Source organism: Bacteroides sp. AF39-11AC, assembly GCF_003474285.1.
Classification (GTDB): domain Bacteria; phylum Bacteroidota; class Bacteroidia; order Bacteroidales; family Bacteroidaceae; genus Bacteroides.
Genome location: NZ_QROH01000006.1, coordinates 163,110 through 185,922, shown reverse-complemented (window position 1 = coordinate 185,922; position 22,813 = coordinate 163,110). Strand labels below are relative to the sequence as shown.

At 42.3% G+C, this 22,813-nt stretch carries 18 protein-coding genes and 4 pseudogenes; 9 read left to right on the top strand and 13 right to left on the bottom strand.

From position 1 onward, the window contains the following. Positions 1 to 113 precede the first annotated feature (113 nt). Together DW036_RS14480 and DW036_RS25555 are read left to right on the top strand one after the other, a co-directional pair. Positions 114 to 602, top strand: a complete 489-nt coding sequence (locus tag DW036_RS14480; RefSeq protein WP_118465019.1) for an HU family DNA-binding protein — start codon at positions 114 to 116, stop codon at positions 600 to 602. A 28-nt stretch (positions 603 to 630) separates the two neighbouring features. Next, positions 631 to 726, top strand: coding sequence for a smalltalk protein (locus DW036_RS25555; RefSeq protein WP_007216224.1), 96 nt, complete (start codon positions 631 to 633; stop codon positions 724 to 726). 268 nt (positions 727 to 994) lie between these two features. Here DW036_RS25555 and DW036_RS14475 read toward each other — a convergent pair whose 3' ends face one another. The 4 genes and pseudogenes from DW036_RS14475 to DW036_RS14460 form a co-directional block, all read right to left on the bottom strand. Next, the gene (locus tag DW036_RS14475) at positions 995 to 1,288 is read right to left on the bottom strand and encodes a zinc ribbon domain-containing protein (RefSeq protein WP_118465018.1); all 294 of its coding nucleotides are present in this window, start codon (positions 1,286 to 1,288) and stop codon (positions 995 to 997) included. 83 nt (positions 1,289 to 1,371) lie between these two features. Beyond that, positions 1,372 to 1,593: pseudogene (locus tag DW036_RS26265) on the bottom strand (RteC domain-containing protein); the annotation flags it as partial. Between the two features lie 97 nt (positions 1,594 to 1,690). After that, on the bottom strand, positions 1,691 to 2,539 hold the full coding sequence (locus DW036_RS14465; protein WP_118465233.1) for a GNAT family N-acetyltransferase: 849 nt from the start codon (positions 2,537 to 2,539) through the stop codon (positions 1,691 to 1,693). Between the two features lie 44 nt (positions 2,540 to 2,583). After that, complete coding sequence (locus DW036_RS14460; RefSeq protein WP_118465016.1) at positions 2,584 to 3,156, bottom strand: Crp/Fnr family transcriptional regulator; 573 nt, start codon at positions 3,154 to 3,156, stop codon at positions 2,584 to 2,586. Between the two features lie 276 nt (positions 3,157 to 3,432). Between DW036_RS14460 and DW036_RS26185 the strand changes: the two are divergent. Then, positions 3,433 to 3,564, top strand: a pseudogene (locus tag DW036_RS26185) (sensor histidine kinase); the annotation flags it as partial. A 49-nt stretch (positions 3,565 to 3,613) separates the two neighbouring features. Here the strand turns inward: DW036_RS26185 and DW036_RS14450 are convergent. The 3 genes and pseudogenes from DW036_RS14450 to DW036_RS14440 form a co-directional block, all read right to left on the bottom strand. Continuing rightward, positions 3,614 to 7,624 carry a two-component regulator propeller domain-containing protein gene (locus tag DW036_RS14450; RefSeq protein WP_118465015.1) on the bottom strand — a complete coding sequence of 1,337 codons (4,011 nt, stop codon included), beginning with the start codon at positions 7,622 to 7,624 and terminating at the stop codon, positions 3,614 to 3,616. A gap of 346 nt (positions 7,625 to 7,970) precedes the next feature. Beyond that, positions 7,971 to 8,843, bottom strand: a complete 873-nt coding sequence (locus tag DW036_RS14445; RefSeq protein WP_007209948.1) for a pyridoxamine kinase — start codon at positions 8,841 to 8,843, stop codon at positions 7,971 to 7,973. Positions 8,844 to 8,955: 112 nt separating this feature from the next. Then, a pseudogene (locus tag DW036_RS14440) lies at positions 8,956 to 9,063 on the bottom strand (hypothetical protein); the annotation flags it as partial. Positions 9,064 to 9,110: 47 nt separating this feature from the next. On the opposite strand from DW036_RS14440, the gene nrdG reads away from it, so the two are divergent. The 6 genes and pseudogenes from nrdG to DW036_RS14410 all read left to right on the top strand — a co-directional run. Continuing rightward, positions 9,111 to 9,575 (top strand): anaerobic ribonucleoside-triphosphate reductase activating protein, encoded by a 465-nt coding sequence (gene nrdG / locus DW036_RS14435; RefSeq protein WP_118465014.1) that lies wholly within the window; start codon positions 9,111 to 9,113, stop codon positions 9,573 to 9,575. A gap of 102 nt (positions 9,576 to 9,677) precedes the next feature. Next, the gene (locus DW036_RS14430) at positions 9,678 to 12,098 is read left to right on the top strand and encodes an ATP-binding protein (RefSeq protein WP_118465013.1); all 2,421 of its coding nucleotides are present in this window, start codon (positions 9,678 to 9,680) and stop codon (positions 12,096 to 12,098) included. 51 nt (positions 12,099 to 12,149) lie between these two features. Further along, positions 12,150 to 13,358 (top strand): MFS transporter, encoded by a 1,209-nt coding sequence (locus tag DW036_RS14425; RefSeq protein ID WP_118465012.1) that lies wholly within the window; start codon positions 12,150 to 12,152, stop codon positions 13,356 to 13,358. Positions 13,359 to 13,363: 5 nt separating this feature from the next. Next, positions 13,364 to 14,026 (top strand): vancomycin high temperature exclusion protein, encoded by a 663-nt coding sequence (locus DW036_RS14420; RefSeq protein ID WP_118465011.1) that lies wholly within the window; start codon positions 13,364 to 13,366, stop codon positions 14,024 to 14,026. Positions 14,027 to 14,148: 122 nt separating this feature from the next. Beyond that, on the top strand, positions 14,149 to 14,655 hold the full coding sequence (locus DW036_RS14415; protein WP_118465010.1) for a flavodoxin: 507 nt from the start codon (positions 14,149 to 14,151) through the stop codon (positions 14,653 to 14,655). Positions 14,656 to 14,715: 60 nt separating this feature from the next. After that, positions 14,716 to 14,802 (top strand): annotated as a pseudogene (locus tag DW036_RS14410) (DUF2023 family protein); the annotation flags it as partial. Between the two features lie 94 nt (positions 14,803 to 14,896). Here the strand turns inward: DW036_RS14410 and ccsA are convergent. The 6 genes from ccsA to DW036_RS14380 all read right to left on the bottom strand — a co-directional run bounded on the left by ccsA (position 14,897) and on the right by DW036_RS14380 (position 22,801). Then, positions 14,897 to 16,957 (bottom strand): cytochrome c biogenesis protein CcsA, encoded by a 2,061-nt coding sequence (ccsA, locus tag DW036_RS14405; RefSeq protein WP_118465009.1) that lies wholly within the window; start codon positions 16,955 to 16,957, stop codon positions 14,897 to 14,899. After that, complete coding sequence (locus DW036_RS14400; RefSeq protein WP_118465008.1) at positions 16,944 to 18,098, bottom strand: Rid family hydrolase; 1,155 nt, start codon at positions 18,096 to 18,098, stop codon at positions 16,944 to 16,946. Before DW036_RS14400 ends, ccsA begins: the two co-directional genes overlap by 14 nt. A 12-nt stretch (positions 18,099 to 18,110) precedes the next feature. Next, positions 18,111 to 18,845, bottom strand: coding sequence for a hypothetical protein (locus DW036_RS14395; RefSeq protein ID WP_118465007.1), 735 nt, complete (start codon positions 18,843 to 18,845; stop codon positions 18,111 to 18,113). Between the two features lie 18 nt (positions 18,846 to 18,863). Further along, complete coding sequence (locus DW036_RS14390) at positions 18,864 to 20,075, bottom strand: porin (protein ID WP_118465006.1); 1,212 nt, start codon at positions 20,073 to 20,075, stop codon at positions 18,864 to 18,866. Between the two features lie 45 nt (positions 20,076 to 20,120). After that, positions 20,121 to 21,554 carry a di-heme oxidoredictase family protein gene (locus tag DW036_RS14385; protein ID WP_118465005.1) on the bottom strand — a complete coding sequence of 478 codons (1,434 nt, stop codon included), beginning with the start codon at positions 21,552 to 21,554 and terminating at the stop codon, positions 20,121 to 20,123. A 128-nt stretch (positions 21,555 to 21,682) separates the two neighbouring features. Continuing rightward, positions 21,683 to 22,801: an imelysin family protein gene (locus DW036_RS14380; RefSeq protein WP_115502857.1), complete on the bottom strand. Its 1,119-nt coding sequence runs from the start codon at positions 22,799 to 22,801 to the stop codon at positions 21,683 to 21,685. Between the last annotated feature and the right edge of the window lie 12 nt (positions 22,802 to 22,813).

Here is a 22,813-nt window from a genome sequence, read left to right as displayed (position 1 = left end):
AGCCCATGATGGCGGAGTAAATTAAGAAAAGCATGAGAAGAGGATTCGGACAGCTTTCCCCCCGAGGATCATTAAATAACCTTGTTTTTTTAACTTTTAAAAAATTATTAATTATGGGAGTACCATTCAAAAAGATTCCGCGGAAAGATCCGCGAAAGGAGGATGCGGTAGCAAAGTTTTATCCGCAACTGGTGACGTTAGGGGACAATGCCGACCTGGAAGACGTGGCGTACGTGATGAAGGAGAAAAGTTCACTCACCTTGGGAGATATCAAAAGTGTAATTACCAACTTTGTAGAAGCGCTGATTGACAAGCTGTATGGCGGACAATCGGTGAACATCAAGGACTTCGGGGTTTTCAGCCTGTCGGCACGGACCGTCGGAGTGGAGAAAAAGGAGGATTGTACGGCTAAGAACATCAAGGCCGTGAAAATCAATTTCCGACCATCAACCACCATCAGACCCGACGTGACGGCAACACGTGCCGGACAGAAAATTGACTTCTACGATCTGGAGGCATTGGTTAATAAGGACGGAAGTTCGTCTGGTGGTCAGGGAGGCTCCGGTGCCGATGGTGGCATTGAGGAAAATCCGCTGGGGTAAAATATCATTAATCATTTAATCAAAGAATATGAAAAAGTCAATCTGGGATAAAATTCTCAAAATTGTAATTGCGGTAGCTTCGGCTATAGTAGGAGCACTCAGTGCCAACGCTATGAATGTGTAAAGAGGTAAGATAAATACTCTCTAAAAGTAAATAAGGCTGTTTCTTCAAAGAGGCAGCCTTATTTACTGCAAAATAAGGTTTAGCTATCAAAACTCAGAATGGTCCGTATAATTTTGCATGATAAAACTATAATTTACAACAATAACAGAAAAAGTAAACCGTTAATTTTGATTAATATACAGTTCAAAAGTTAAGCTTAAAACACTTTTTCCCCAGCCGCCACGACAACGTTTTTTTTATTTCCGTTGTCGCAGTGGGTAAGTTTGCCTTATTTTGTATTCAAGTCAAGTGGAGCATTTACCCATCTTTTTAATTTTGGAAAAAAATATTTCATATTATCAAGCGCTGCCTGTTGGTCAAAATCAGGGTCGTCTTTAAACAACTCTTTCATGTGTTCCAAACTGCTTTTAATCATTTCATCCATCGTTGTTTCTTGAGTAAAAGCTCCATCCTTGTAACAATAAATACAGTAATCGTTGTTTTTACTGCCATCTTTGTGGGTAGCTATCACTTCTTCTTTTTCAAGCGGCATTCCGCAGCTTTGGCAAAATAGTGTATCCATTTTTTTTATTTATGTCTTTTCAGACGTTTATATTTCATTTAACCTCTCTAAAAATACAATATTCTTATAATGTTTACAATCTGTTATTTCCGCTCCATTCTCCGCAATAAAGCGTTCTTTAGCTTATCGAGAAAAGACGTAGGCGATAGTCGTATTTTAAGTCCTCCGAAAGTTCGGGAAATATTGCTGTCTAACTGAATGTTAAATACATTCCGAATGTAACTGTGAAGTTGCGTAAGCGCCACATCACCGAATATCCCGGCACTATCCCATGCTATGATCTGCTCCTGTAATTCAGCTTTGCTCCCTCTCCATGTTTATTTTACTGCTGGAAAACCATCTTCTCAATCTTCGCATCGACCTCTTTTTTTAAGACTGGAAGTAAATTGAAGCATGTCTGTTTTACAATAATTTTATCATTTCAAACTGTTTCCCTGTCGGCTCTATATCCTTAGCCTTTAGAAAATCGGTAACAGAGTCGCAGGATGTGTCTGTATTGATAATTTTGACTGAAGTTCCTTCATTCGCTTCAAGCATCTTCTGCAACAGTAGCGAACCGATACCCCGGCGACGGTATCGCTTATCAACCGCCAATTGGGTAACGTCGCCAGATGCAGGCTCGAAAACGCCGTATCCCATTAAGTTGCCTTCGACAAAAAAACCAATGTTCAGGAAATCTTCGGGCGAGCGGTTTATACTTTCGATACTATTCTGCCACGAGGGTTTGAAGTCCCAAAATGTGGGAATAACAGGATGATTGTTAATATCAATTTCTTTTATATGGTGGAAATCTGTACGCTTAACCACGTTCTTTATCTGTCCCGTCGTAGCACGGAAATAGTAGAACTCCCGCGTTACCTCAAAACCAATGTTACGATAGAGCGAAACCGCACCTGTATTGTGCTGCAACACTTCCAGCAAGTATTCCTTAATGCCCGCCGCTTTCAGATCGGGTATTGATTCCTCGAATACTTTTGTAGCCAAGCCCTGTCCGCGATAATCTTTCAGTGTTCCGGTTCCGGTGTCATAGGCGGTAAGTGTTCCGTTGAAATTTCCGATACCATTGCAGGTAAAAGAAACTATCCTGTCCGCATCGAAGGCGGCAAAAGAGAGCTTCGGGTCACACCCCCGCCGCTTCATCATCTTCCGGAGTTCGGTTTTATTCAATTGCACTTCATAATCGGCAAAAGCTTGTTCAAATGCCTCGAACAGGTCGTCGTAACTGGTATTTATTAATGATTTAATCTCCATAATATTGCTTTTGGGCGTAAAGATACGCAATCACCGGAGCCATTTCATTGACCTATGTTAAGAGATTTAAGCCTACTCAACGATTCGGGTTTGACACCCAGATAAGCGGCTATCAAGTATTGCGGTACATGTTGTTCAACTGCGGGATAGGTCTGTAAAAGCAGTTTGTATCTTTCATAGGCGTTCTCCATAAGAAATGACGTTTCCCGACGGCATTTACGAATTAACAGGTTGTCGGAAACATATTTGCCGAACTTGTACCACTCACTCGATTCGTTCAACAACTGGTCGTAAGCGGAGCGGGAAAGTATGATAAGTTCGGTATCTTCCAACGCCTGTATATTGCCGATGCAAGGCTCTCCGGTAAGGAAACTACCATATGCGACGACAATGGAGCCAGGGAAATAGAAATCTTTGATAAATTCTTCAGCATCCTTTTCGAGATAGGAACGTAGTACCCCTTTCTCAATTATGCCCAAGCAATTGCAAACTTTGCCTTGCTCAACAAAAAACTCTTTTTTCTTCAGATGTTTCGTCTCTGTCAAGCCGATGAACCTGTCGCACATTTGACCAGACAGATTCAGGTCGTTTTTTAGTATATGTTCTATTGTATTCATTTATCTGATATTTAGCGACAAAGATACGGAATCAGACGGAAAAGAAGTTATCATAAAGCTATTTAAATATCCTAGCATTTTTCTGATAGCCCTGCATAAAACTCTTTCATATCGTTTAATTTTACTCATTCTTCTAATTCAATTATAGTATTTTTATTCCAACCCAATTTACCCATTGCTTTGTGTAATGGGTAATATACCAACGGTACAATAACAAGGTTAAGGATTGTCGAGCTGGTTAATCCACCGGAAGATGTGGGACGTATGCAGCAAGGTACACAAGAACTAAAGTCTGCATTCCTGGCTAATATGAGCCACGAAATACGCACACCGTTGAATGCTATCATAGGCTTCTCCAGCCTGCTGACCACCACTGAGAATGAACATGAAGGGGGCAAGTTTACCTCGAAAGGCATCTCACAAAAGGATTAAAGTAAAATATTCTCATTTTCTTGCCCTAATCTGAATTTTCTTTTTCTGCCGTTCCTTTTCCCCTATACTCACTCGGACTGACCCCGAAGTGTTTCCGGAATACCTCTCTGAAATATTTTGCATCGCAGAACCCGGTCATATCCGCTATTTCCGTAATGGAGTGGCCGCCTTCTTTCAACATTCGGGCAGCACACTGCATACGGATGAGACGAACATAATCTGCCGGAGAACAATCAGTCAATGCTTTCACTTTATTATAGAAACTGCTGCGGCTCATGTGGTGAAGTGAACAAAGCATATCTACCGTAAAATCCGGATCGGCCATGTTCTTCTCCACATTTTCTCTGACAGAAGCAATGAATTTCCAATCAAGTGTATCCCGACACCCTTTCGGCCATTTTTCAGTTTCGAAGTCCGGACTGCCATACTTCTTATGCAATAAGATTCGATTGACAATCAACCGGTTGACACTCGCCTTCAGTATGCTGATGCTGAAGGGTTTCGCCATGTAATCATCCGCACCTATCTTCAGCCCTTCCAGCATGTTTTTCTCATCTCCCAATGCAGTCAGCAGAAGCACCGGGATATGAGATGTTTCAATATTACCCTTGATGGCGGCACATAATTCATCTCCCGACATTTTCGGCATCATAATATCCGACAGCACAAGATCCGGCTTAAACTCGGGCAGGATTTCAAGAGCCTCCTTTCCATTGTGACAGGACTGTACCAGATAATCCTCACCAAGCGTATTCATCAGATAAATACGCAAATCGTCATTATCCTCCACGATGAGGATACGCCGGGAAGAAGCATCAACCTGCTTGGGCACAACGGTCGAGAGTGCCGGCGTAGCAATTTCCGGTATACTGATAGATTGCCCAGTAGTTGCGGATATGATACTGGCTTTACAAAAATGTTTGTTTCCCTTAGGAAAAATGATTTTGACTAGTGTACCTTGCTCCGCCGTACTTTCTATAGCAATTTTTCCACCATGTAAACGCACCAGCCTATGCACCAATGCCAGACCGATTCCACTACCGCTGACCCTCAAGTTGATAGCATTACTGCCCCGGAAATAGGTATGAAAAAGCCCTTTCTGCTCATTGCGGAGAATACCGATTCCGGTATCTTTCACCTCAATGCCCCAACTATCCTCATATTCTGATGCACTGACATATACGTTCCCGTTTTCCGGCGTATATTTCATGGCGTTCGACAGGATATTCTTCATGATAGAATCCATTTTGTCCCTGTCAAACCACACGTTCAGGTATTGAAAATTACTTTCGTAAGTCAATCTGATATGCTTGATGTTTGCATATGCATGAAATGTGTCACAAATACCGGATATATACGCACCCAATTCATACTCCGCAATATACATGTGTGATGAATAGGTGTTGATACGTTCAAAATTAATAAGATTAGTCGTAAGCCGTAAAAGAACATCCACATTTCTCAGAGCCATGCTCACATGTCCCTTACCTTCCTCATTCACCATATCTTTGTTCCATAGTTCTTCCAGCGGAGCCTTTATCAAAGTCAGAGGCGTACGGATGTCGTGAGCCGTATTTATAAAGAAGCGTGTCTTTTCCTCCGAAATTCTCTTCTGTTTTCTCAGTGTAATGATACGGTACAAAATCACACACGCCAGAATAGCCAATATAATATAACCGGCTATAGCCCACGGAGTAGCCCACAACGGAGGAGATATAATAATCAACATACTGCGCTGTTCATAACACTTGTACTTTTCCTCGTTAGACACGGAACGTACATGAAGCATATATTTACCCGAAGGAATATTGGTGAAACGTATCAGACCGTCGGAAGAAGGTGCAGTCCATTCATCATAAAAACCCTCCAACCTCCAAGAGTACAAAATGTTAGAAGGATAGTCGTAATTAATGGAGGAAGCCCTCAATGAGAAAGTATTCTGTTCATATTTCAGCTTCAAGACTTTCGTATCGTTAATATCCGTTTCAAGAGGTGATCCTTCATCACCGGGATATACAGTCTGATAGGATATATTCAGATCACTAAGCAACATCGGAGAAAAAGTTTGGACCGGTATGTGCATATCCGAAGGAAAACCAATGACACCATCATTGCTTCCCAAGATAAAACGGCCGCTACTATGCAGAATACCGGCACCGGGATTAAAACAGACACTCATAAGCCCCTGTTCACGAGTCCAATTATTGAATGACATCCTGCGGGGCGAAAAATGAACAATCCCATTTTCCGTACTAAGCAATAAATCTCCGTCCGGTTTAGGAAGAATTGTATAGATATTGTTGGATATCAGGGCACAATTATCTGTATAATACTGAGCGAAGGCCTCTTCTTTGGGATTGTAAAGCACCAGCCCGGAACCACTGGTACCTATATACAACACACCATCGTCTCCCTGATACAAGGAATGGATATGCATAGATTCCACAGGCATATCGATACTGCGGTATTTTCCGGAAAATTTGTCAAGCAAATATAGTCCCGACGAAGTGCCAATCCACATCGAAGAATCGTCTTTTTCACGAATACAGGTAATAGAATTCAAACCGGGATAAAGGCGAGATTTCCCACTTTCAAGATCAAAACATTTCAGATTGTAAAAACCGCCTGACCAGATGTTACCTTCCGAATCTTTCCTTATATCACGAATATACTGGTCGGGGCGCAGGTCTAAATGAAAGAAAAGAGAAGAAGCAATATAATCAACCGTAAGGGCACGTTTATCTATCTGGTAAAGCCCGGAGGTAAAACCACCTGCCAGGATGATTCCGGGTGAGATTTCACAAAGTGTCAGGAATATATGATTCTTATCTTCCAGTTCATGATCAAAAGTGCTGAAAAAGGAATGCCATTCCCCCGTAGCGGAACTATACAGGCTTATGCCGTTGCTGGTACCGAACCAAAGGTCGCCGTCACTATCTTCAATGACATCATGCACCTGATCATTGACTAGCGACTGACGGTTGCCAACCGAATGACGGGTCCAGCGGTAGCCACTGTAACGATTGTCACGGATGGTTATTCCACTGGGATAATTAGCCATCCAGATGCGGCCATCATGGTCTACATAAACATCGTTTATATTATTACCATTCATTCCGTTATGAATACTGTAATCTGCTACAATATAAGGAATTGCATGACATGTATCAATATTCATACGATAAATACCTTTCCCGTCGGTAGCTATCAGAATTTCTCTTTCCCCAAAGGGGATAATACGTTTGATATTCACGTCACTAAGGGTTTCATCCGACCGGTTTTCCAGAGAAGTATTGAGATCACAAATCCACACTCCCTGTTTAAAAGTACCGACAAACAGTTTCTTCAAATCAACTGAAAAGAACAACTCGCTCACCGGTGCATGAAGATTATATGCCGGTGTGCACGAAAGTAACGTACGAGACTCATCCAATACCGCCCGATACAACCCGGACTCCGTACCTATGAAGAAGTTTTCCCTATCTATCTGGGCAATAGAAGTGACATTGCTGATTATACTGGATGATAATTGCGATATCTTTTCCGTACGGGTATCGAACAACGCTATCTGTTCCTTACTGCAAAGCCAGATACGTCCGGAATTATCCATATAACTATAAGTAATATTCGGAGAAGAGATTCCCTTTTCCGGTAAAGGAGGCATATACACTTGTTCAAACCGATCTCGTCCCTGCTCATAACGGAAAATGCGGCCTTTCCGTCCTGTTCCCCACAACACACCGTCAGCAGCCATATAAAGCCAGTTCAGACTAAACTGCATATTGAGTTTCTGTCCCTTATCCATCAATTCATAGTGTTTGATTTCCTTTCCATTGTAGCGGTCCGGACCTTCCTGAGTAAGGAACCACATATATCCTAAAGAATCTTGTAGGATACGATAAACTTTCTGACTGCCCAGACCATCCTCCATGCTTATGTATTTATATGCCTGGGCTACACATACCTGAGTAAAAAATACGAGTATGGCAAACAGCATGGAGGTTTTTCTCTGTTGATAAAATCTTCTCCTGTTCATCACAGTTCGTGTGTTATCATCCGAGGGTTCCTGACTCCGAATCTTATCAGGAATCCCAACAGTTTAATATTAAAATATGAGATTAATATGCAAAATTAACAAAAAAGGCAGAAAAGTTCATAGTATAAGACAAGTTTTTTTCATAATACACGTCATTTTTTATCGCTATTACCATATTTTTCTGATGACACATAGCATTGCACAAAGCATCATGAGCGCAGCATCCCGTGAAGGTGATTGAAGTTATGAAGATATTGCTGAATGATTTGAAAGTAAAAACGGTCTTCACTTATTAAAAGCGTCACTTCCAAACAAATAACATATCAGGTTCAGCCCCTTATTTTTTTCAAATCAACTCATAGCTGGCACTTTGGATAGGCATATCCAGATTGTGCAGTACTTTTTCCAGTAAAATACCCTCCCGATTGTCATACTCATACCCAAAAGTAGCGCGAATGCCCTGAAGAATGAATTGCGTGGCACGGTCCAAAGCAATAGGAAGACTGTCCCCTTGCAATAAAGCACCGGTTATGACACTTGTAAAAGTATCCCCGGTCCCCGGATAATGGGCCGGCAAATACGGGCAAGTAATTTTCCAGTATCGATCCCCTACCCGATTATAAGCATATACCGAAGTCTTGTGACTTTCTTCGTGAACAGGAACGCTTGTTATAATAACCACCTGAGGACCTGCATCAGATAAAAGACGAAGGTAAGATTTCAATTCTTCATCCGTATTATCTGCTTTATAAGGCTTGTCCATCAGATAAAAAAGTTCAGTGAGATTTGGGGTGATCACATCCGCCTTCGTCGCCAGGTGGCGCATTTCGCGAATCATTGATTCATCAAAGTTTGTGTATAGCCGTCCGTTATCTCCCAATACGGGGTCAACTACCACCAAGCTGTCCGGCTGGCGGAAGTCATCAATGAAATCCGAAACAATCTGTACCTGACGCGGAGCTCCGAGATATCCTGTATAGAAAGCATCAAACTGTACATCCAGCTTTTTCCATTCGGCAATAATTCTGGGCATTTCATCCGTCAGGTCAAGAATAGAAAACTCCGGATATTGCGTATGACTGGAGAGCACAGCCGTAGGTAAAGGACAAACCTGAAAACCCATGGAAGACAAAATCGGGATTACAACCGTAAGGGATACACGCCCAAAACCAGACAGGTCATGAACGGCAGCTATTCTCTTTACTTTGTTTGTATACATTTTGGTTACTACATTTTTCTTTCACATAAAAAAACTCCCCGCAAAGATAATCTTACGAGGAGTAAACAACAAGCTAAAAGAGAAAATGTTTGATTCAATTAATGTTTAGGAATTAAGCAAGTATCAGTATTTGTGCAGTAAGCACACGTAAAAACATGGTAAGCGGATAAACAGTGGCATATCCCACCGCTGGAGCATCACACGAGGTCAGATCATTGGTCAGCAATTTCTCTCAAGCCCGGCAGAAGGAGGCTGCCCGAAGATATTATGCTGAAGTACACTGATTACGACATTGTTTTTCAGGAGATACCGGATGAGGTGACATTGGCAATCAACCTTTCGAACTGTCCGAACAGGTGTAAAGGTTGCCATAGTCCCTATCTGCAACAAAATGTCGGAGAAGCACTGACAGAAGAAAACCTTTCCATACTTTTACAAAAGTATGGAAAGGCTGTTACATGCGTCTGTTTTATGGGTGGAGATGCAGATCCTTATGATATAGCGTATTTCGCAGAGTTCCTCCAGAGACAACAGATTGCTCCGGTGAAAGTAGGCTGGTATTCCGGAAAACCGGAATTACCTGCAGAATTCCCCACACAGAATTTCCAATATATCAAACTCGGACCCTACATGGAAAACCTCGGCGGTCTGAAGTCCGAACATACCAACCAGCGGCTTTACAAGATTACACAGGGAAAAATGAATGATATTACCTACCGATTCCGACAGTGAAAAACATTCTTTTGACAGCAAAGCCCTCAAAATATAAAAGTTATCTCTATATTTGCCCACTGAGATTTTAATAAAAAATAGAAAACAGGAGCAAAAAGATATATGAAAGAGAAGCCAAATATTGACTGTGAGAAATATCGCCAAATTGCGCAAATGGCCAAAATGGGTTGGTGGGAATCAGATCTGAAGAATCGCCAATATATTTGCTCAGACTTTATAATTGACTTACTCGGACTCGAAAGTGGCCGAATCAGTTTCGAAGATTTTCACGGAAGAATACGGGAGGATCATCGTAGGCGACTCAGGAATGAATACTTTTCGCTCACAAACATAGAAACCTATGAGCAGATGTTCCCCATCCGGGCAAAAGACGGGGATATATGGGTGTATTCTAAAATCAGCTTCAAACAACCAGATGAAGAGGGTTACAGAAATATGATAGGATATCTGCAATGTATAGACAAGCAGACCGGAGAGACGAATGAGAATATTGATTTCCTTCAGGTAAATAGCTTGCTTTATCAACAAAACAGTCTTTCTTATTCATTGCTCGCTTTTCTGCAATCGGATGATATTACGCAGATCATCAATAAAATATTGGCAGATCTCCTCAAACAAACCAAAGGAGACCGTACCTATATATTTGAAATAGACAGGGAACATAAAGTACAAAGCTGCATTTATGAAGCAACAGCGGAAGGAATATCTCAGGAACAGGATTTCCTACAAGATGTACCTTGGGATGATTCTCTTTGGTGGGATCGCCAAATCTCAGAAAAGAGATCAATCATTCTGAATACATTGGATGATATGCCTCCCGAAGCAAAAGTTTACCGTGATACCCTGGAGATGCAAGATATTAAATCGGTAATAGTGGTCCCTCTCCTATCGAAAGATAAGGTATGGGGATATATGGGCATCGATATGGTCAGAACGCACCGCAGCTGGAGTAATATAGACCATCAATGGTTTTCATCTTTAGGAAACATCATCAGCATTTGCCTCCAATTACGCAAAGCGGAGCTTCAGGCTAAAGAGGATCGCCGCGCATTGGACCACAGTGAAAAAATCCTTCGCAATATTTATAAAAATCTGCCGGTAGGTATCGAGCTTTACGACAAAGACGGATATCTGGTAGATATGAATGATAAAGAACTTGAGATATTCGGCTTGACGGATATGAAGGAAGCATTGGGGGTATCACTGTTCGAGAATCCTAATATCCCCGAAGATGTGAAAGAAAAGTTGCGTGCCAGAGAGAATGTGGACTTCTCGATTAATTATGATTTCTCTAAGATCGACCGATACGTCACAAGTCGAAGAAAAGATGTTATCAATCTTCAAACCAAAGTGGCTCTGCTTTACGATTCGCAGAATCAATTCAGCAATTACCTGTTTATCAATATAGACACTACAGAGACTACCAGTGCATACACCAAAATACAAGAGTTTGAACATCTGTTCCTCTTAATAGGCGACTATGCCAAAGTGGGGTTTGCTCATTTTAATGTAATGACAAGAGACGGGTATGCTCAAAATACGTGGTATCGGAATTTGGGTGAAAAAGAGAATACTCCCATGCCTCAGGTTATCGGAGTATATTCTCATGTTCACCCGGAAGATTGCGCTGTCCTGAAACAGTTTGTAGGTCAGGTTAAAGAAGGGAAAGCCACAAGTCTAAGTAAGGAAGTACGCGTTGATAGAGGTAACGGAAAATATTCGTGGACCAGTATAAATGTAATGGTCAGAGATTATCGCCCTCAGGATGGAGTTATTGAAATGCTGTGTATCAACTATGATATCACTCCCTTGAAAGAAACAGAACAGAAGCTGATCATTGCCCGTGACAAAGCCGAAGAACTGGACCGTTTGAAATCTGCTTTCCTTGCCAATATGAGCCATGAAATACGTACTCCGCTCAACTCTATCGTTGGTTTTTCCAGTCTGCTGGCAGAAACAGACGACAGGGAAGAACGCCAGGAATATATCAAAATAGTAGAAACAAACAATGAATTGCTTCTGCAACTGGTTTCTGATATTCTCGATCTTTCGAAGATAGAGTCCGGGACATTCGACTTCGTACGCTCCAATCTGGATGTAAACGAAAGCTGCATGAAAATCATCAAATCGATGGAGATGAAAGTACCGGAAGACGTGGAACTGGTCTTCGAGAAATATATGCCCGATTGTCATATTTATACAGACAAGAACCGATTCATGCAGGTCATAACCAATTTCATAAACAATGCATTGAAGTTTACGAAACAAGGCACTATAGCTTTGGGATATGAACAGACGGCACCTCATGAAATCAAATTCTATGTACGTGATACAGGTTTCGGAATTCCCAAAGAAAAACTCGATAGCATATTCGAACGGTTTGTGAAACTTAACACCTTTGTACAGGGTACCGGTCTCGGACTTTCCATCTGCAAAAGTTTAGTATCTCAGATGGGAGGAAAAATCGGAGTGGAATCAACCGAAGGCGAAGGTTCATGCTTTTGGTTTACTCATCCGTATTAATCATTTTATTTTGTACCTTTGCGTCCTATTTACATTAGAGACGCAACCATCATGCAACAGAGTACACAACGCCCGGTAAGCTCGATAGCTTATCCGATATTGATCGCATTAAGTATTTCCCATTGTCTAAACGACTTATTGCAATCCGTCATAACCGCCACGTATCCACTTTTCAAAGAGGACTTGACGTTGAGTTTTGCACAAATCGGATTGATTACCCTGGTTTACCAGATGTCCGCATCGGTGTTCCAACCCGTATTCGGATTATTTTTTGATAAACGCCCGTTTGCCTGGACACTACCGATGGGTATGCTGTTCACTATGACGGGGATGTTGAATCTGGCCTTTTCCACGAATCTTTATTGGGTATTGTTCTCGGTATTCACGATAGGTATAGGTTCTTCCGTACTTCATCCGGAAGCATCGCGCATCACTTCACTTGCCTCCGGAGGCAGAAGAGGATTGGCACAATCCTTGTTTCAGGTAGGTGGAAACCTGGGAGGATCATTGGGTCCGTTACTGGTAGCTTTAATTGTAGCACCTTATGGCAGGCACAACATCGCATTATTCGCAATTTTATCAGTGATAGCAATCATGGTAATGATACCTGTCGGTAAATGGTACAAAGGATACATTACCCGGATGAAACGTGATCATATTGCCTTGCAACCTCATATGCAGATGCCTTTGCCTATGGGGAAAACGGTTCTTTCCATTTCTATCCTACTGGTACTTATCTTCTCCAAATATATTTATATGGCAAGTTTAAGCAGCTATTACACTTTCTATCTGATTGATAAATTCGAAGTAAGTGTGCAGGACTCCCAGCTTTACCTCTTTGTGTTTCTTGTGGCTACAGCCATCGGTACACTGATGGGTGGTCCTATCGGAGATCGTATCGGAAGAAAGTATGTCATCTGGGGTTCCATCCTCGGTGCTGCACCTTTCAGTATGCTGATGCCTCATGTCGGCTTGCTTGCCACAATTATTATGAGTTTCTGTGTCGGCCTGATTCTTTCATCTGCTTTCCCCGCCATCCTGTTATATGCGCAGGAATTATTACCCAGTAAACTGGGACTGATCTCCGGATTATTCTTCGGATTTGCTTTCGGAGTGGCAGGTATTGCCTCGGCTGTATTGGGAAATATGGCGGATAAGTTCGGCATCGAAGCTGTTTATAATGTCTGCGCTTATATGCCGTTACTCGGATTGGTTACCTGGTTTTTGCCTGATCTGAAGAAAAACCGTAAGAATACCTGATTAGTATGAAGAAGCTTATAAAATCATCCAAATGGGCAAGACGGATCAAATGGTCTATCCTGACCGGCACAATCCTCATATTTGCAGTAATAGTTTGCGCTAATTACGCAGTACGCCATACTGCAAAAGCGTTTATCTATCAGAATATCGATTCTATTCCCCAGAATAAAGCTGGTCTTCTGCTTGGAACCTCTAAACTATTACGTTCCGGACTCCCCAACCAATACTTCCAGAATAGAATAAAGGCAACGGTAGACTTATATAAAGCCGGTAAAATAGAAGTGGTTGTAATCAGTGGTGACAACAATCGCGAAGGTTATAATGAACCGGAAGATATGAAATCGGAACTGATGTTACGCGGTATTCCTGAAGATAAGATTTATCTGGATTATGCAGGATTCCGCACTTTAGATTCCGTAGTTCGCATGGAAAAGATTTTCGGACAGAAAAGCTTCACAAGCATATCACAGAAATTTCATAACCAACGTGCCATTTACATTGCGCACGCCAAAGGATTACAGGCCGTAGGATACAATGCCGAAGACGTGAATGCTTACAGTGGTTTCAAAACACAACTCCGGGAGAAGTTTGCCAGAGTTAAGCTCTTTCTGGACTTGTGGACCGGCAAAAATCCGAAGTTTCTGGGAGAACCAGTAATCATTCAGTAACCCCCACTCCATCATACCTATAAGTGGTTAGCTACAAAGAAACATTTCATTATTTGTGGGTATTTCATAACCCCCTCTGATGCCGTTACTTTGCAACCGTACAAATTAAACCATTTTATAGTATGAAGAAAATAGGAATATTTTATGGTTCCTCAACCGGAACTACACAAGGCATTGCCGAAACAATCGCTTCTAAACTTGGTGTTCCCGCATCTGATGTAATCGATGTCAGCAAAATGAATGCCGACATGGTAAAAGAATACGAAGTTCTTCTTTTAGGAACTTCCACCTGGGGTGACGGTGAATTGCAGGATGACTGGTATGATGGCGTTAAAGTGTTGAAAGAATCAGACCTGAAAGAAAAAACAATTGCCCTGTTCGGTTGTGGTGATGCTGAGTCTTATTGCGATACATTCTGCGATGGCATGGGTATCATATACGAAGATATCAAGGATTCCGGTTGTACCATCGTTGGTAAGGTATCTGCAAAAGATTATTCTTTCTCCTCCTCTATCGCCGTCATCGACGGTATGTTTGTCGGACTCGCTCTTGATGACATCAATGAAAGTGATAAGACGGAAAAACGTATCGACGCTTGGGTGAACGACATAAAAAATCACTTGGCATAATTTTCTCTTACTCCATAGCCTTATGACAATATCTGACATTAACCCGGTAGAATTGAAAGAGAAGATTTTATACTCAAGGCAATGTTAGGTTATGATATATGCGCGCAATGCGAACGGTACTGTGAAAGAAAAGTCCAGTGCGCTTGATTAACTTTGCATGTGTTTAGTTAGTTGTTTTTGTAGAAAATGCCTGCGGATTCCGTAGGCATTTTTATTATATCATCCGAAAATAGAAAGATAATCAGGCATAGCTATGCATACCGCCCAGCAGATAATTTACTCCGAAGTAAGTCATCAGCACCGTAAGGAAAGCCAACACCATATAAGTATGAAAGAACCGGGGTTGCCGAAAGACGGCAAGCGATTGTCCGTGGAATGCCGCACCATAGATTAAAAAGGTGATCAAAGCCCAGACTTCTTTCGGGTCCCAGGCCCAATAGCGCCCCCATGAAACGTTCGCCCACACAGCACCAATAAAAATCCCCGTCCCCAGACAAAATACTGCCGGATAGAGCATCAACCGACTGAAAAGCATCAATTGCTCCACACGGACCTTACGCTGTTCCTGAATCTCCGAATCGATTGCCTTTTTTCGCCAGCCTCCTATGCAGAATGCGAGTAATCCATTTAGCATCATAAAGGCAAACATTGCATAAGATACCATAATCAGAGAAACATGGATACTTAGCCAAGGAGAAAGCAACACAGGCATCAGAGGAGTAATTTGAGGATTGTTCTGCCCAAGATAAGCTACCAACAAGGCAAAACCCGAAATAAGTAACCCAAAAGGCAACGTAAAAGAGAAGCGACGCCGGAATATGCATGCAAGCAGAAGTGTACACAGTGCCATAAACTGCATGGTTTCATATCCATTACTCAACGGAATACGTCCGCCAATATACCACCGCAAACAGTAGCCAAAGAGTTGAAAAAGAAATGCCGCATAAAGTGTAACTGTAAAAACGCTCCATGCCTTACCTGCCGAACGATGCATGCTGCAATAAAGTAAATAGAAAAATGCCAGCATCCCTACAGTCAGATTGAACATGAACAACAGTTTGCTGAATGGAATGCGATTGTACAATATTTCAGCCTGCACCTTTACGTCAGACAGTGGTTTTATACTCCCATCTTCCGGTAAAGGACGGATAAGTGTTCCACTCCGTAACATCAGTATCAATCCTACCTTTTCGTCCGTTTCCATGATAGCCTTTTCCAGCGAAGTCATTTTCATGTGTGGCTTTTGTCCTCCTTTCCAAAATTCCTGCAAGCGATAGTTTTGCCCATCAAACAAATCAGTAAGACGAGCATAGGAAGAAGGTAATTGGAGTAAATGACGAAGTTCCGCACTCTTTATATAAATCATCGGTTCATTCTGCCAAACCTCCGGACGGAGTAACCAACCTCCGACAACCTGTTCGGGTGTCATGCCACCATAAGAAGATTTCCCGGTCAGTTTCAATACAAAGTCTCGTGCAAGGGTATTAAAAGGTACTACGCGATCATGATAAATCACTTGTTTGGAAGCCAGACTATCCGCCTGTCTGAGTGCAAGTGCCGGAAGACTTCTGTTTTCTGCTTGCACCACCATTCCCGTAGCCATGAACAACCACATAAACATTCCCCCTTTTCGAAGCAACGGATGCCTGAGCAATCTACGGAATTCCCCACTATGACTGACAAGCATCCACAACATGGAAATACCCAGCAAAATATATCCTGCATACGTAATCCCTATTCCCCACGGATCATAATTCACCGACAACCAGCTCCCCTCCTTATCATCATCAAAAGAAGACTGGTAAAAGCGATATCCCTGACGGGAGAGGATACGATTCATAGAAACTGGTTCCGCATCCCGAATATAACTGACATAATCTGCCGGAGCTTCCGTCCCCGGATAATACTCCACTCGGAAACTGTCCAGACACAATGTGAATGGTAATTCGATTACCCGCTTACTGTCTTGGTCTATGAAAGTTCCCACCTCAGTACCTACAGTGAGATGCATATATCCTTTTTTGCTGCATGAAAATGTAATCATGGCTCCCACCAAGATAACGAGGAAGGAGCCATGCAACAACAATGTCGGGAGATGCCGCCACAACTGCCGCTTAACCAACACGGCAACTGCCAATGCGGCAAGTACTCCCCACAAACAACAAAACCAAACTGTATGATAAACATACTTTTCTACAAACTCTGTTCCGTGTACATGCTCCACAAAGGTCACCACAGCGAGCAAGGCCACCAGACAGATATATAAAAAGATGAGACTTTTCTTCAAATTAAAAAGGCGCATATTCCTTATTCTTCAAAGCCTTAACTCCCATACATTCCATTTCGATCAACCATCCGGGACGACATACAGGCGCATGTACAAAAACTTTAGGAGTATCCGGAAAACGCTTGTCATACATACTCTTCACAACTGCATAGTCTGCAATGTCACGCAGGTAAACAATCATATGTCCCAAATCATCAAATGTACACTCAGCCTCTTTCAGCAAGGCTTCTACATTTTCCCACATCCGTTCCGTCTGCCTGCGGATGTCACCGGGGTATACCACTTCCCCTTTATTGTTGATACTTGCTGTACCTGAAATAAACACTTGACGCCGGTCACCGTAATCGACATACGTTCCGCGTTCAAAGCTGACACCATACTCATAAGTAGGATTCAGATGCGTAGGAGCATAAAGGAAGTGTATCTGTTCCGGCTTTAAGCCTGCCACAGCATAGGTATCCATTTGTACCAATACTTTGGGATCAGCATGACGTCCGCCGATACCTGTACTGGCAATATAGTGTGTCTTTTCCGTCAGATTCTGAGTAACAAAAACCTCATTACGTGCCTTTACCACACCGGCATAATTCACATCTACATTCTGTACGAAGAACCAGGTACGAATACAGTTATCCGCCAATTTACATCCTTGTTCCATAAGTTGCATCACGTAGTCATTCAGCAACAAACGGGTCTGGTATTCAGAATTAGCAGCACGATTGAAAGCACTGCCTCCCCACAGGTGGCGATACGCATTGTGCTTTACTTCAAATAGTCCGTTGTGCAACACTTGTGTCTGCACATTGGTCTGTAAATAAGCCCACAAAGCTATTTTCGTCCCATCCAAAGGGGGTTGCTCTACCACGGAAAGAGCACAGTCGGAACTTTCGGTAGTGATAGCCAGCAGGAGGTCAGCCTGATTGGCGGTATCACTCAGGAAATAACGTTTAAACACAGCCATGGCACCTTTTAGTTCACCCGTAAGCAAATCATCATAGGCATTGACTACTGCATTTAATTGTTCCTCATAAGTATCTTCCGGCCGGATTGAGTGAATCATTACATGAAACTCTGAAACACCTTCTTTTACTTCATATTTAAAAATCTCGGTTAATGTATTCTCTGATTGGTTGGTTTGTTGTTTTTTGTTGTTCATTTCCAATATCGTTTACTCGTTATTCAAAAAAATTCCTTCGTTTATCCAATTATCTATCAGTTTCAATAAGGGTTGCTCATCTTCTGACAGCATATCGGTATGGTTCATACTCGTATCACCAGCCCTGTTCAAGACCAAATGTAGAAAACTCTCTTCCGCACTGCCGGGCTTCACCAATAGTATATCACTATTCTTATGCGCCGGCTGGTTGACCAACGCATTATAGCTCTTACCCTCCGTCAGAAATAAATTACCCGATGCAGAACCGGTCTGCCCATGACACGCCACACATCTTTTATCGAAAACCTGTGACTGGATAGAACTGAACATACCCACGTCCAGTGTTCCCACATCCATTAATATGGTATCTGTGATAGCTGTGAGTTCTTCATCTTCCATCGTCTTAAATTCGACTATGCATTCGCGCAAACGACTGATAACACACAATTTGAGTGATTTCACATCATCACTGATACCTCCCAGTGTCATAACGATATCTGTTCCGTCGGCTACATTGACTGGTAGTGATTTCGTTATAACGGCGTATTCACTTTTATCATTGAAGCCTGCCACAACGACACTATAATCGTCCGTCCAATTGCTGATACCACTGAAACGACCGGTCAACTTCATAGCACGTCCACCACGCTGTATATTGACCTCCTTCTCATAGATTCTTCCATCATCACATGAACAGAAGCAGAGTGTCATCCAGATAGCAGCAAAGAATAATATACATTTCTCCATAACTACTCTCTTTGTTTTTTAGAAAGTATATTGCAGCATTACTGTTGCAGAATGAGTAGCCAGACCTAAATTATCATTATCGCGGTCGAGCTGTGTATCGTGACCCGTACGGGCAATATACTGGTACATAGCCTGGAGTTTCAGGTTACAACCCTTAAAGAAATAATTCATACCCACAGCCGGCATATTCAAAAATCCGTCATCGCCAGTACCGTTACGGTTAAAGAAGTCATAACGCAAGGCAGCCTGCAAACGGGGAGCAATAAAGTAGCCGCCCTGTACATAACCACCCAGGTAATTGTAGCTCTCATTGATCTTCTGGCGATCCGTAAAACCTACATTCATATAATATGCTTCGGCACCCAAATACAGTTTGTTCTTTAACATGGCAAATTCCACTCCCACACGGGTATCATTGGTACTTTCATTCTCACTTTCCACATTGATTGAAGCCGATACACCGAACATGATCTTATCTTCATTCAAACGATTGGGATTACCTTGGGTGGACGGCATCACACCTTTAGGCATATAAGTAAAGCGCCCCGCATACAGTAAAGAAGGAATATGCCAATCATCACTCAGAGTTTTTGTTGCTGTATTTACAGAAGAACCGGTGCCATTAAATAAACCTACTTCATAGCCAAATTTATCAGCTACCAATCCATGAATTTCAACACCGAGATCGAAGCCGGTACCAATGTTAGGCGTTACCGCATTCAAAGAATAAGGCAGAATGACGGCAGAAGTCAATGATACCGGCAACTGCGGCAACAATGTTTCGCCCAACGTCGTCAGATAAGCATGCGAGAAAGGTGTTTTGAATTTACCGACACGCACGGCAAACTGTTTTTTAAGTTGTACATCGAACCATGCTTGTTGAAGCAATGCTCCCCCACTGGCAGCCGCATTGATAGAAAGATTAAAGGCTACTTTACCAAAAGCTTTACCGGTGAAACCCAATACAGCATAGGGAATTGAGAAACCGGAATTAGCTACATTATCCTGATTATATGCCTTATCCAGACCTTCATCATCATACCAATTGAAATTTGCACAAGTCTGTACCAACAGATAGGGTTTGAATACAAAGTCTCCCTTCTTAGTTTCTATCGTAAATCCCTCTCTTCCGGCAAGTGACACTACACCGTTTTCTGTATCTTCTTCATGCTGTGCCATAGCAGCCAATGAAAGGGCAGCCATTACAACCATTAAAATTATTTTTTTCATAATTGCTTGTATAATACTTATTGGTTTTATTGTTCGTTATTTGTTTTATAATGATTTCAGGAATGCGATCAAAGCATCACGATCTTCTTTACTCATCTTTTTGAAAAGGTTCTTCGATGCTTCACCTTCACCACCGTGCCACATGATAGCCTCAACATAGTTGCGGGCGCGTCCATCATGCAGGAAGTAAGTATGACCGTTCACAGTTTCCTGCAATCCGATACCCCAAAGCGGAGTCGTACGCCATTCGTTACCACGGGCCAAACCGCTTACATAGTTATCATTCAGTCCTACGCCCATAATTTCAGAGCCCATATCATGAAGCAGAAAGTCCGAATATGGATGAATTGTCTGACTACCCAGCCAGGGAAGGCGGGTTCCATTCAATAGTACAGAACCACGTGGCTTTGTGTGCAAGGTAGTTACATGACAGAGATGGCACTTCGCCTTATAAAAATTCTGCTCACCCCTGATCACTTGTTCATTATTCACATTACGGCGTGCCGGAACACTAAGGCTCTGCATGTAGAGATCTACATTCTCCATTTCTTCCGTAGATACATCCAACTGGGCATAAGAAAGTCCCATCATACTGCCTTGATTTACTTGTGCCTGTCCTTCGCAGATTTCTTCGGGATAGCGGCTGTTCGTAACTCCCATATCGCTGGAGAAACCAAGTTCCACTGTCAGGTCAGCATGCTGTGCTTTATTGCCGGACAAGCCTAAACTTCTCACTCCTCTCTCGGAGATATAGTTGCAACGGCCACTGATACCGTATTCCGGATAATTGCTTTTAGCAGCCAAAGCTTCAATTTCAGTGGGATCGAGCGCCATCATCTGTCCCATACCTACGTGGCGCAGAGGAATACGCACTGTACAGAACAGGTCCTCGGGTTTGATGCTGTCCGCATACCATTCATAAATGGAGTAATTGGGTTTGCAGAGTTCATACGTCTCACCATCAGGGAACTGGAAAGTCTCATAGGTATATTCCACTTTCAGTTTTCCCTCGGGCTTCACACCATAAATAGCCTGATCATGAAGCACACGTCCATAATCCTGAAAGAAAGCTCCATTCTTACGACTAATATAAACCAACATAGACGAAAAGCCGGAGCTACCGGAACCGCCTTCACTCCACAAAGTAGGTTGCGTACGTCCGGCATTTCGGTGACAGCTACCACAAGAATAACCGGCATAAACCGGTCCCAGTCCTCCACCTATTCCATTACTACTGGTGCGGATATCATCATACAATTTGTCACCACGGGTGAAACGTTTATCGTATGCCCCTGTTATCCAGTCAGCAGACCTGTCATAAGCATAAGAGGAAGTCAGGAAGTTGGTAGCAGTACCGGCAGAGAGGGCAAAGCCGGCAGGTACTTCTATATCATCCACATCAATTCCATCATTTTCGCAGGCAAACAATGCCAGAAGCGAAAAACAGATTGGAAATGAGTATTTTAATAAGCCATTCATTCGTTATTGAATTATTATTGCAAAATACGTAACTAACATTTATCTTTTTAACGCAGATGTTGCGGAAGCAACAGAATATTCATTATCCCGCTGTTTCCGCAAAATCTTATTTCTAACAAGTAAAAATCTTACTGAATGGTACGAGCTTCACCATCTTTGAAGATCAGATATTCCAAAGTGTGGTAACCACGCAAAGCTTGTGCACCGGCAATTTTATCATCTTCTTCATCATAGTCACCATCCCAGTTCAAGTCTGAATAGTTACCGGAAGTCAGAATCTGTACGATACCATCCTGATCGAGTGGCCAGCTATCCATATTGGGGTCAAGACCTTTGTCGGCAACCGGACCAAAAAGGAATGCCTCACTGGTTTCCCACGGTGTACGAGCAGCAAGCCATGCTGTGGCACAAGCCTTGAAGTTAGCATTGCTGGGAGAAGTACGGAATGTTTCAACAGCATCGAAAAGAGCCTGATTTCCCGCTTTCAAATCAGAATAAGTAGGTAATACAACTACATCCACATAATTTCTTACGACTTCGGCCAACACTGTTTTATCAATACTTTCGATACAATTCTTCAAACTTCCCTTGAGTACTCCCTCTAAAGTGGCACAAGCTTCCATAGCACTTACTGCTTCCGGACTATTGATATTGTTACGGAAAGGACTCGGGATAGCCCAAATTGCTGCTGCTGCATCATCAATCGCTTTTTTCACTTCAGTATCAAGATTAGCATTTACTGCAGCTACTGCTTTTGAGAGAGATGACTCGCTAATAGCTCCTGTACGTGTTCCGTAATAAGCATTACGAATAGAATAGATATTGTTACGATAGTCTTCACGAGAATGCCAGCTATACCATGACTCTACAGCATACAAAGCCTTTTCTTCATTGTTATGTATGAAAAGATCGTAAGGGTCACCAATTTTGGCAGTACCTACTTCATTGGCAATGTCTACACAGCCGTCAATCAACTGCTCAACACTTGTCAAAGCATCTTGATTCTTAAAGAAATCTGCATAGCTTCCACCTTCATTGTATTTAACCGCCCAGTCATCATAAAGAGCAGTAGCATCATTCACCAACAATTGTGCAACTACTCGCATGTAATTCCCCCAACTACTTGCATTCTCTGCCGTATAGTCAAGATTTTTAGCGTCTATAGTCGTAGTGTCATCATCACTACAAGCCGTAATGGAACACATCATGCCCAATGAAAGAGCCGACAAATAAAAAAACTTTTTCATATTACTTAAACA

Coding starts and splice junctions, on each gene's coding strand:
- DW036_RS14480 (WP_118465019.1), top strand. CDS start 114: ATGGGAGTACCATTCAAAAAGATTCCGCGGAAAGATCCGCGAAAGGAG.
- DW036_RS25555 (WP_007216224.1), top strand. CDS start 631: ATGAAAAAGTCAATCTGGGATAAAATTCTCAAAATTGTAATTGCGGTA.
- DW036_RS14475 (WP_118465018.1), bottom strand. CDS start 1,288: ATGGATACACTATTTTGCCAAAGCTGCGGAATGCCGCTTGAAAAAGAA.
- DW036_RS14465 (WP_118465233.1), bottom strand. CDS start 2,539: ATGGAGATTAAATCATTAATAAATACCAGTTACGACGACCTGTTCGAG.
- DW036_RS14460 (WP_118465016.1), bottom strand. CDS start 3,156: ATGAATACAATAGAACATATACTAAAAAACGACCTGAATCTGTCTGGT.
- DW036_RS14450 (WP_118465015.1), bottom strand. CDS start 7,624: ATGAACAGGAGAAGATTTTATCAACAGAGAAAAACCTCCATGCTGTTT.
- DW036_RS14445 (WP_007209948.1), bottom strand. CDS start 8,843: ATGTATACAAACAAAGTAAAGAGAATAGCTGCCGTTCATGACCTGTCT.
- nrdG (WP_118465014.1), top strand. CDS start 9,111: ATGCTGAAGTACACTGATTACGACATTGTTTTTCAGGAGATACCGGAT.
- DW036_RS14430 (WP_118465013.1), top strand. CDS start 9,678: ATGAAAGAGAAGCCAAATATTGACTGTGAGAAATATCGCCAAATTGCG.
- DW036_RS14425 (WP_118465012.1), top strand. CDS start 12,150: ATGCAACAGAGTACACAACGCCCGGTAAGCTCGATAGCTTATCCGATA.
- DW036_RS14420 (WP_118465011.1), top strand. CDS start 13,364: ATGAAGAAGCTTATAAAATCATCCAAATGGGCAAGACGGATCAAATGG.
- DW036_RS14415 (WP_118465010.1), top strand. CDS start 14,149: ATGAAGAAAATAGGAATATTTTATGGTTCCTCAACCGGAACTACACAA.
- ccsA (WP_118465009.1), bottom strand. CDS start 16,957: ATGCGCCTTTTTAATTTGAAGAAAAGTCTCATCTTTTTATATATCTGT.
- DW036_RS14400 (WP_118465008.1), bottom strand. CDS start 18,098: ATGAACAACAAAAAACAACAAACCAACCAATCAGAGAATACATTAACC.
- DW036_RS14395 (WP_118465007.1), bottom strand. CDS start 18,845: ATGGAGAAATGTATATTATTCTTTGCTGCTATCTGGATGACACTCTGC.
- DW036_RS14390 (WP_118465006.1), bottom strand. CDS start 20,075: ATGAAAAAAATAATTTTAATGGTTGTAATGGCTGCCCTTTCATTGGCT.
- DW036_RS14385 (WP_118465005.1), bottom strand. CDS start 21,554: ATGAATGGCTTATTAAAATACTCATTTCCAATCTGTTTTTCGCTTCTG.
- DW036_RS14380 (WP_115502857.1), bottom strand. CDS start 22,801: ATGAAAAAGTTTTTTTATTTGTCGGCTCTTTCATTGGGCATGATGTGT.